This window comes from Chitinophaga sp., from assembly GCF_035564935.1.
Lineage (GTDB): Bacteria > Bacteroidota > Bacteroidia > Chitinophagales > Chitinophagaceae > Chitinophaga.
Genome location: NZ_DATMTE010000221.1, coordinates 1 through 10,602, shown reverse-complemented (window position 1 = coordinate 10,602; position 10,602 = coordinate 1). Strand labels below are relative to the sequence as shown.

At 47.7% G+C, this 10,602-nt stretch carries 7 protein-coding genes; 5 read left to right on the top strand and 2 right to left on the bottom strand.

Annotation, left to right across the window (positions count from 1 at the left end):
• From VN105_RS05810 to VN105_RS05790, 5 genes are all read left to right on the top strand, one after another.
• Positions 1-674, top strand: a 674-nt coding sequence (locus tag VN105_RS05810) for an RNA polymerase sigma-70 factor (RefSeq protein ID WP_325638842.1), incomplete at its 5' end; no start/stop codon positions are given.
• Positions 675-738: 64 nt separating this feature from the next.
• Positions 739-1,716 carry a FecR family protein gene (locus VN105_RS05805; protein WP_325638840.1) on the top strand — a complete coding sequence of 326 codons (978 nt, stop codon included), beginning with the start codon at positions 739-741 and terminating at the stop codon, positions 1,714-1,716.
• 163 nt (positions 1,717-1,879) lie between these two features.
• A complete protein-coding gene (locus VN105_RS05800) occupies positions 1,880-5,221 on the top strand; it encodes a TonB-dependent receptor (protein ID WP_325638838.1) in 3,342 nt (1,113 codons plus the stop codon).
• A 29-nt stretch (positions 5,222-5,250) separates the two neighbouring features.
• Positions 5,251-6,876, top strand: coding sequence for a RagB/SusD family nutrient uptake outer membrane protein (locus VN105_RS05795; protein WP_325638836.1), 1,626 nt, complete (start codon positions 5,251-5,253; stop codon positions 6,874-6,876).
• Positions 6,877-6,912: 36 nt separating this feature from the next.
• A complete protein-coding gene (locus VN105_RS05790; RefSeq protein ID WP_325638834.1) occupies positions 6,913-8,310 on the top strand; it encodes an alpha-L-fucosidase in 1,398 nt (465 codons plus the stop codon).
• Positions 8,311-8,375: 65 nt separating this feature from the next.
• On the opposite strand, the gene VN105_RS05785 is transcribed toward VN105_RS05790, so the two are convergent.
• Together VN105_RS05785 and VN105_RS05780 are read right to left on the bottom strand one after the other, a co-directional pair.
• A complete protein-coding gene (locus VN105_RS05785) occupies positions 8,376-9,977 on the bottom strand; it encodes an NAD(P)/FAD-dependent oxidoreductase (RefSeq protein ID WP_325638832.1) in 1,602 nt (533 codons plus the stop codon).
• Positions 9,978-10,255: 278 nt separating this feature from the next.
• Positions 10,256-10,602, bottom strand: a 347-nt coding sequence (locus VN105_RS05780) for a hypothetical protein (protein ID WP_414647230.1), incomplete at its 5' end; no start/stop codon positions are given.

The following is a 10,602-nucleotide window of genomic DNA, read 5'->3' as shown; positions in this document are numbered from 1 at the left end:
GAAAGATGACCGCTCATCTTTTTTGCCCCGGCTATAATAATTTAACCGCTATATTTATCCCCTGGTATTCCACCTTCACCATAAAAAAATTAGTATCAACCATGCCGGCCATTGAGGGGCAAACAGATGAAGCATTGTTGTTGTTGTTGCAGTCGGGCGATGAACAGGCGCTAAGCCTGTTGTACAAACGGCATTGGGAACCCCTGTTCCTGGCGGCCTACCAGGTGCTGAAAGACAAAGAAGCCTGCAAAGACCTGGTGCAGGAACTGTTTACAGAATTGTGGCAAAGATCCCATCGTATCCGGCTGAATGGCTCCCTGAAGGCATATCTTTCCGCCAGCATCCGTTACAAGGTATTCCGTTATATCAGGCAAAACCCTGTGCGGGAAGAACTGTTTGACCATATGCTGGAGCGGATGGACACCGTTTCCCCGGAAAGTGAGCTGGCCGTGAAAGAACTGCAATCCCTCCTCGATACGCTGATAAACACCCTTCCGGAAAAATGCCGGGTGATATTCCGGATGAGCCGGGACCAACATCTTTCTTATAAAGAAATTGCTGCACAATTGAATGTTTCGGTGAAAACCGTTGAAAACCAGATCAATATTGCCCTCCGCAAACTGCGTGCTGCCCTTGGCTATGCTTTGCTGCTTCTTCTGCTGATAGATAAATAAATTTTTTTTCGCCCTGCTTTGGGGGTAGCCCTTCTTTTTTGTCACTAATGATGAAATACCCCGTATGAACAGACAGGAGTTTTATTCATTGATAGATAAATGGATGGACGGATCGGCCAGTGAGGAAGAGGTGAAACAGCTCATGAACTATTATTATAGTTTCAAAACCACCCCGGAATGGGATGAAGTGGAGCTGGGCGCCAAATCCTTGCTGGAGGCGGAAATGGAGCAGCAATTGCTGACCCGTATCCGGGTTGCCGTTCCGGAAACAGTACCGGTAAAACATACCTGGTGGCCAAGGATAGCCGCAGCGGCGGCAGTGCTGTTTGTAATGGCAGTAAGTGGCTGGTGGTATTTTCAGCGGCCAGCGGCGCCAATACCCGTTCCTTCCCGGCAACAGCTGGTAGCCACTAAGGCGGGAGAACATAAAAAGATACAGTTGCCGGACAGCACCACCGTTTGGCTCAGTCCTGCTTCCACACTAACATATACAGATGCCTTCGGGAAAGAGAACCGCGAACTTACACTGAGCGGGGAAGCCTTTTTTGATGTAACCACTAATGCAGTACAGCCTTTCATTATTCACAGCGGGCTTGTAGATACCCGCGTACTGGGCACGGCTTTTAATATCAGGGCATTTGATGCGCAGCCGGATGTAGCGGTAACCGTGTTAACCGGTAAAGTGGCGGTTGGCAATGCGGATAGCGCAGTGCATGTGGCTCCCAGTGAGCGGGCCATATTCAGTAAGGCTACAGGTGCGATCACTAAGAAAAACAAAGTGGCTACCGGTGATCTGCTGAGCAGGCGCGAGGGCATCCTGAAATACGACAGGGCCGGTTTACCGGAAGTGGCGGCTGAACTGGGATATTATTACAATGTAAAAATTGAGATCAAAGGAAAGATCTCCAACTGTTTCTATTTCGGGGAATTTAATACCAACGGCACTTTAGAGAAAGCATTGCGGCAGTTGTGTTTGTCGCTCAACGCCACTTTGGAAAGCAATGGTGCCACGTACATCATCAGGATGGACAAGGAATGCTAAACGTTATGAAATAAACCACCCGCCTATGCATAAGGAAGCGGCACCTACATAAAAAGAACCTCCCTTGCGGGAGGCTGAAAGTTAAGTTCTAACGCTAGTTTGCCACACTGGCCTGGTAACCGATGGCAGCTAGTTTTTACTCAACCTTAATCTACGTAAAAGTATGAAAAAATGTGTACCTGTAATAGGCATGCTAATGAAAATGTCATTGTGTATTGTAGTCGTTGTATGTAGTACCACACTAACACTGCTGGCCAAGCACACCGAAGCCCAGCTGCTTGAAAAAAGGATTACGCTGAAAGTGGAAGGCGGTGCTTTGCATGATGCGCTGGATGAGATAGGCGCCAGCGCCAATCTTTCTTTCAGTTACGCCGTTAACCGGGAGATCTTTAACAGCATCGTCACTATCCGGGCAAAGCACCAGAAAGTGGGCAACGTGCTGAAAGAACTGCTGGCGCCATTTTCCCTGGAATATTTTATAGCAGATGATAAAGTGATCATCCGCCGCAGTAATGAAATGCTGGCGAATATGCTGCTGGATGCCGACGCCGGCCTCATGTATAAAGATATCCGCGGAAAAGTGGTGAATGAAAAAGATGAACCTTTGCCCGGTGTGTCTGTACGGGTGAAAGACGCTTCTATGGCTACTGTTACCGATGAGAAAGGAGAATACCTGCTGAAGGGGATCCCCGAAAATGCAGTACTTATTGTATCTTTTATGGGATATAATACCCGGGAGATAGCCAGCGGTAAGGACACCCAGCTGCGTATCGTACTCACGGAAGACACTAAAAAGCTCGGTGAAATTATAGTGGTAGGGTATGGCTCCCAGAAAAAGGCCAGTCTTACCAGTGCGGTAGCCTCCGTAAAAGGCGCTGCCGTAGCCGAAAGGCCCGTGCCCAATGTAGTAAACGCCCTGCAGGGCCAGGTACCCGGCCTGTTTGTACAGCAAACAGACGGTATGCCCGGAACCAACAACAACAAACTGAATATCCGCGGTATCAGCACCCTGTCCAACAACCCGGTACTGGTGCTGATAGATGGAGTGGCCGGTCAGCTGGAAACCGTGAACCCGCAGGATATCGATAACATCAGTATCCTGAAAGATGCTTCCGCCACCGCTATTTATGGCGCCCGCGCCTCCGGGGGAGTAATACTGGTAACAACCCGTAAAGGTAAACTGAACAGCAAGCCTTCGCTGGCGTACGATGCTTACGCAGGCACACAGCAGCCTACCTATCTCCCAAAACTGGTAGACGCGGTATCCTTTATGCGCAAATGGAATGAATCCCAGCTGAACGATAATCCCGATGCCACCGTACGCTTTTCCGATGCAGATATCCAGAAGTACGCCAGCGGGGAATTGCCCAGCACCGACTGGATCAGCGCCATCTTCAAAAAGAACGCCCTCCAGATGCAACATAATGTGGGCATCTCCGGAGGAACAAAAAATACGGATTACTTTGTATCACTCGGCTACCTGAAACAGGAAGGACTGGTACAGGGTGTGATGAACGAACGCTTTACCTCACGGGTAAACGTGAATACGCAGATCCTGGATAACCTGAAGTTCGGCATCAATACGGTATATATGAATGCGCCTAAAAGTTTTGCAGGCGCCGGTATTTATACCACCGCCATGCATTGGGCGTATATCCTGAACCCCACCGAATGGGCCTATACCCCACAGGGGCGCGACCGGAGCTATCGCGGCGGTTCCCAGCCGGTGGCTATCATTAATCACGGCGGGTTTGAAAATTACAAGGATAATTACCTTAACACCAACCTCACACTGGATTACGGGATCACTAAGAACCTGTCGGTAAAAGGGCAGTATTCCTATAACAGCCGGGATATTAAACACAAAACTTTCTGGGCTACCTACAAACTGTACGATGATGAAGAAAACCTCGTTACCACGCAGCAATCGCCCAACTCGCTGAAAGACGAATACAACACCGCTATTAATCAAACGTTCATCGGTACAGTGAATTATGGCTTACAGGTAAAGCAGCACGATTTTAAAGCATTGCTTGGATACAGCCAGGAAAGCATGAAATATGATGCATATTCACTGGGCCGTCAGGATTTCCTGAATAACGATATCCATGTGATCAATGGCGGCAGCGTGAAAAAAGACCAGTGGAGTACCGGTGGTAATGCTTATGAATGGGCCATCCAGTCGATGTTCGGAAGGTTATCTTACAGCTTTAAAGACCGCTACCTGCTGGAAGTGAACGGGCGGTACGACGGATCTTCCCGTTTCAAAAATAACCGCTGGGGATTCTTCCCCTCTGTTTCTGCCGGATGGCGGATCTCGGAAGAAGATTTCCTGAAAGGCTCTGCTGTTATCAGCAACCTGAAGCTGCGCGGCTCTTATGGTAAAGTGGGGAATCAGAATGCAACGGGAACGGATACACGTGGTATTTATTCCTGGGCCAGCCTGATAGGTACCGGCGCTTCTTACTTCAACGATAAAGCACAAACTACTACCTATTACAACAACACCGCTAATCCTGATCTGACCTGGGAAGAAAAAGTAACCGGCAACATTGGTGTGGATGCAGGGTTTTTCCAGGAGAAGTTAACGCTTACCGCGGATGTGTTTAAGGAGAAAACCACCGGTATTTTGCTTACACCCAGTGTACCATCTACCTTTGGCCGTGATGCGCCGGTAATGAACCTGGGCCGCATGAGCAACTGGGGATGGGAAGTATCTGCCGGCTACCAGAACCGCGATAATAAGCTGAAGTACGGCGTAATGGTGAATATCTTCGATTCACGTAATAAGATCCTCGACCTGGGCGGTACACCAGACGTATTGCAGGAAAACCCCGTGATGGTAGGACAATCACGCTGGACCTGGTACGGCTATAAAGCACTTGGCCTGTACCAGTCTGACGAAGAAGTAAAATCATCTCCCACTTACAAACCACAGAACAAAGCAGGCGACATTAAATACCAGGATACCAACGGAGACGGGCAAATTACACCGGAAGACCGTGTAATACTGGGTGATGCAGATCCGCATATGATGTTTGGTGTAAACGCCAACTTCTCCTGGAAACAGTTTGATTTAAGCATGTTATTCCAGGGCGTGCTGAAAAATAAAACGTACCTCACCGGTTATGCCGTAAGCCCGTTCAATTACGGTGGTTCCTTCACTACCGACCTGATGGACTCCTGGACGCCGGAAAACAAAGGCGCCCGCTATCCCCTGATGCGGCAGGACCTGAGCGTGAACTACGATTTTTCCGACTGGTGGTTGTATGATTCAAAATATGTGCGTTTGAAGAACCTGCAACTGGGATATAGTGTACCCAACAATATTTTGCAGCGTACGAAGATAGGCCAGCTCCGTTTTTATTTCATGATGGAAAATGTGCTGACACTGAAATCAAAACGTTTCCCGAAAAACTTTGATCCGGAAATCGACAACTGGCAATCGGGTGTGAACTTCCCTCAAATGAAGACGTACACTTTTGGCCTGAACCTGAAATTCTGATGACGCTCTCACTGCAAAACAACAACAACATGAAACGACTACCTATCATCGCTATATTATGCGCCTGCAGTATTTTGGCTGCCTGCTCAAAAAATTTCCTGGACCGTGCACCGCTGGATCAGTACTCTGATGCTACCTACTGGACTACAGAATCGGATGCCGTGAAGTTTGCATCCAGGATCTATGAGTTCCTTCCTTCTGCCGATTTTTTTGTTTGCTATGAAGGGATGAGCGACAATGCTTTTTCCAAAACAGCTTCCTGGGGCAATACCCTCCGCAATGCGCAGCTGATAGGCAACAGCACTTTTGTGGCTACCACCGGTAATTTGGGAGATGAATGGAAATATGACCAGGTAAGGCATTGCATCGAATTTCTTGACCAGGTGGATAAAGTGCCCGATATGAATGAAGGGTTAAAGAAAAGATTAAAGGCAGAAGTAAAAGTGATGTTGGCTTACCGCTATTTTGTGATGGCTACACTTTTCAGGGACGTGCCTTTGGTGATGAAAGTATTTGCCACACCTGCAGAATCGGACGTGCCGCAGGACAAGAAAGCGGTGATCATCAGCCAGGTGATCAAGTGGCTGGATGAAGCAGCGCCGGATCTGCCACCGTCCTACACAGGCGACGATAAAGGACGCTTTACACAAGGCGCCGCCCGGGGGCTGAAAGCCAGGGTGCTGTTGTATACCGGCGATTACACGGGCGCCGCTGCTGAAGCAAAGAAAGTGATAGACAGTAAAGTGTATTCCCTTTACCCCGATTATTATAACCTGTTCCAGCAGGAGGGAGATTATTCTTCCGAAAGCATTATCAGCTACATTCATGTAAAGGAACTACGCCCGAACGGACTGCGTGATATTGCCGGTGTGAACTCTGTTTCAGGAGGTACGCTCTACCTGAATCCTTTGCCTTCACTGGTAGATGATTATGAAAGTTCAGCCGGTTACTATCCTTACACCAAAGATCCCGCGTATGATGTGCATGCGCCATGGAAAAACCGTGATCCGCGTTTAAATGCCACTATCTACTACCCGGGCAGCACGCTGGCAAATGATAAGATGTATGATCCTATTAACAGCACGCTCGATAAAATAGGAGGAGATAAAGCCACGTATACCGGTTACGCTTTTAAGAAGATCTTCGATAAAACAGAACTGGAGGCCCGCGATAATGGCGGCAACGACTGGAAGATCCTGCGTTATGCAGAAGTATTGCTTACCTATGCAGAAGCTGCCAATGAGACCACCGGTCCATCTGCAGAAATTACCAATGCACTGAACGAGATCAGGACCCGTGCAGGCATGCCCGGTGTAGCAGCTACGTTTGCGCTCAACGGCTGGAGTATGAACAAGGAAACGCTGCGTACCTTTATCCGTCATGAACGCCGGATAGAGCTGGCTGGCGAAGGACACCGTTACTTCGATATCCTGCGCTGGAGAATTGGACAACAAGTATTGAACGGGGCCATTTACACCATGGATGCTTCTGCCGGGTTAACCGACATTCCTGCTACCGGCGGCAAAACCAACAAGTATCCGAAAACAAAACTGGAAGACCGTCACTTCAGTACAGATAAATTTTATGTATGGCCTATACCACAGGGCATACTGGACCAGGGCCGCAAATTGGTGCAGCAACCTGAATGGAAGTAGTAAATTTTTATTGTTTATATTTTAACTCATCAGCTTGTGAAAAAGAATCAGGTTATCAGCATTCTGGCAGCAGTACTGTTACTAGTAACGGGAAGTGCCGGCGCACAGCAAACGCCTTCGCTGTATACGCTGCAGCAGCAGTTTGTGGATCTGCGTTTCGGTATGTTCATCCATTTCAATATCCCCACTTTTATGGACGACGACTGGGCCGATCCGGAGGCATCGCCGGCTATTTTCAACCCGAAGAAACTGGATTGTAATCAATGGGCGGCAGCGGCCAAATCGGCGAACATGTCTTATGGTTGTTTAACTACAAAACATCACAGCGGTTTTGCTATCTGGGATACCAAAACCACTCCTTACAATGTGATGAACAGCCCCTTGAAAAGAGACGTGGTAAAAGAGTATGCCAATGCTTTCCGCGCCAAAGGACTGAAGGTGATGTTGTACTATTCCATCCTGGATACGCATCATAAGATCAGGCCCGGGCAGATTACGAAAGAAGATATTAAGATGATCAAAGCGCAGCTCACCGAGTTGCTTACCAATTACGGAGAAATCACCGCGCTGATCATCGATGGATGGGATGCGCCATGGTCAAGGATTTCATACGACGATGTGCCTTTTGAAGAAATTTACGGCCTGATCAAAAGATTGCAACCCAACTGCCTGGTGATGGACCTGAACGCAGCAAAGTACCCTGCCGAAGCGTTGTTCTATACAGATATAAAATCGTATGAACAGGGCGCAGGGCAGCATATTTCCACGGAGAATAATCACTTGCCGGCATTGTCCTGTTTGCCCATTAATACGGCATGGTTCTGGAAAGCAGATTTTCCCACTACGCCGGTGAAGAGTGTGAACAGGCTGGTGAATGAGAACATTGTTCCGTTTAATAAAGCATGGTGCAATTTCATTTTAAACGTGGCGCCTAACCGCGATGGATTGATTGACAACAATGCGCTGGAAACATTAAAGCAGATCGGGAAACAATGGAAAAATGACGGACCGGTAGCGGCATTACCAGCATATGCATCTCCCATTATTTCACCTAACATTGCAAAGCACCAGCCGGCCAATTCCAGCTGGAGCAATGATATGAACATCATGGATTTTGCAAACGATGATAGTTTCAGAAGTACATGGCAATCCAACCGCACAGTGAAGCAACCCTGGTTTGAAGTGGAATTTGACCGGCAACAAGGGTTTAACATGATAGTGATTACCGAAGATAAGGCGCGTATTAAGAAGTACCGGTTGGAATATAATGAGAACGGGGAGTGGAAGCCATTGCCATCGGAAGGTGAGCATGCGGGTCGTGTGAGTATTCACCGTTTTCCGCGTGTATGGGGTAATAAAGTAAGGATACTGATAGACGATTATTCCGAAACGCCGGCGATTGCAGAGTTTGGCGTGTATAACGAGAAACGGTAACCGGTGAATTTGTCTGCAGTTTTTGTACCGGGGAATATTTTCCCGGCGCAAAAACTGCAGATCTTTTATTTTTTCTCTTCATGATATTCCTGTTCCGTGTTGATAGACCAGATATTTGATTTGGTAACAATACCGTTGGCAATATTATCTACAGCCACCATGGCGGTGAGCATGGAGTGATCGGAATTGTTGTATTTATGCATGCCGTTGCGGCCCACCAGGAACAGGTTTTCGAAGGTGTTTATATAACTTTTCAGTTCTTCAAAGCGGGCGTAGGTACCCCAATAAGCGGGGTATGTTTTTTCCATCCTGAGCACGGTGGCATCCAATACATCGGCCTGTTGGGCCAGTCCTATTTTACAGAGTTCACGGATAGCTGTTTCGCGGATCTCCTCATCACCCAGATCCCAGAAATCATCTCCCTTATTACAAAAATATTCCATTCCCACCCAGGTAGTATCCGGATCTTTTACCATGTAGGGGCTCCAGTTATTGAATAATTGCAGCCGTCCTACCTTTACATCTTTTTCCTGGATGTAGATCCAGGTATCTTTCAGTTCCAGCGGCTTATATTCACCGGTTTTTTTATCCTCGAAGCTGAGGTTTTTTAGTAAGATGCCGATGGTGATAAAGTCGCGGTAATGCAGTCCGGCGGCGATTTCATGAACATTGCCCGGTACCTTCGCTTCCAGGCCGGCTACCAGTTCTTTGATTGGCATGGTAGAGAAGAAGTAGTCGCCTTCCAGCAGCACTGTTTCCCCGGTAGTGCGGTCCAGCGCTTCTATAGCGGTGATTTGATTCCCGGAAGTATGGATCTTTTTTACATCGTGTTGCATCAGCACCGTGCCGCCTTTGCTGGTCACCTGGCGGGCTACTTCTTCCCAAAGCTGGCCGGGGCCATGTTTGGGATACAGGAATTGTTCGATCAGGCTGGTTTCTACATTTTTCTGTTTGAGGTCTTTCGGTTTGCCCGCTTCCACCGCAGATTTCACGGCATGGGCAATCGCTTTCCCGATAGAGATCCCTTTGATCCTTTGCGCGCCCCATTCCGCAGAAATAGCTTTACAGGAAACGCCCCATACTTTTTCCGTATAATCTTTGAAGAAGAGATGATAGAGGGTAAGGCCGAAGCGGTTTACCATAAAATCTTCCAGCGATTTTTCATTTTTCCGTGGAAAAATTTGTGCCCACAGGTACGACATCATAATGCTGATAGTAGTGGTGAAGCCAAGTTTACGGAGCGTATCTACCGATAACTGGATAGGGTAGGTGAAAAATTTATGGAGGAAATAAATGCGCGACAGGCGTTTTCTTACCAGCATAATGAGGTCGGGATCGGTGGCTACCAGGGTATCTGTATTATTGTTGTTGCGGGTTACCTTTACTTCTTTTGTTTTTTGCTGGTAGCTGATGGAAAATATTCCGGCGGCTTCTTTATCCAGCGGCATCATGTTCATCCACCAGTCCATTACGCGGTCGGACTTGGAGAAGAAGCGGTGGCCACCGATATCGATGCGGTTACCTTTATAGTTTACCGTTTTGGAAATACCGCCGATGTCTGTGCTTTTTTCCAGTACAATGGGGATGATACCGGTGCGCTGTAGTAGTTCATAGGCAGCAGTAAGTCCTGCCGGGCCGGCGCCAATGATAATAGCTTTCTTTTGCATGAGCGAATGAGGTTATTGAATTAATGGTGCTGAGGAGCGCTGTAATATTCATTTGGAACGGCTTACCGGGATGGCATTCCCCGGGCAAAAAAATGGTGGAAGCTGTTTGTTTGTGGCATAGTAAAAAATGGTTTTGCTCCAGGTATTTCCGGTAAGGGAATCACCTGTTTTTGAGGGTATATAAAGTATGGGTTAGCAGCAGATAGCAAGGGCTGCACACACTATACAAGTATAGCGGATGTTACTGAAATGCGACGGCAGCAGTAAATGCTAGCGGCTCAGAATTTCCATTTATAAAAATTTACGGGCGCATGTTTTCCTTCGCTGATGGTTACATAGCCGCTGTTATCGGGGAGGATAGTGATGCCTTCTCCTTGCTTTTCGATTACGTAAGGCAGTTCTTTTGCGGGTTTTGACATGGCCTGTTCCACGCTTTCGCCGGTATTGCGATGCCAGTAATAAACGGTGGTGAGGGTTTTAATAACGATGTGATGTCCGTCCTTGGAAATATCGCCGGAGGTGACCCAGGTGTAGGGGAGTTTTATTAATTTTTCGAGGGTAGCTTTATCGCCGTCTTTGAAGAACAGCTGGCTGGTTTTATACAGGCTTATTTCCTTCTCTCTTT

Excerpts from the sequence above, each read along its gene's own strand:
- VN105_RS05795 (WP_325638836.1), top strand. The coding sequence starts at position 5,251 with ATGAAACGACTACCTATCATCGCTATATTATGCGCCTGCAGTATTTTG.
- VN105_RS05800 (WP_325638838.1), top strand. The coding sequence starts at position 1,880 with ATGAAAAAATGTGTACCTGTAATAGGCATGCTAATGAAAATGTCATTG.
- VN105_RS05805 (WP_325638840.1), top strand. The coding sequence starts at position 739 with ATGAACAGACAGGAGTTTTATTCATTGATAGATAAATGGATGGACGGA.
- VN105_RS05785 (WP_325638832.1), bottom strand. The coding sequence starts at position 9,977 with ATGCAAAAGAAAGCTATTATCATTGGCGCCGGCCCGGCAGGACTTACT.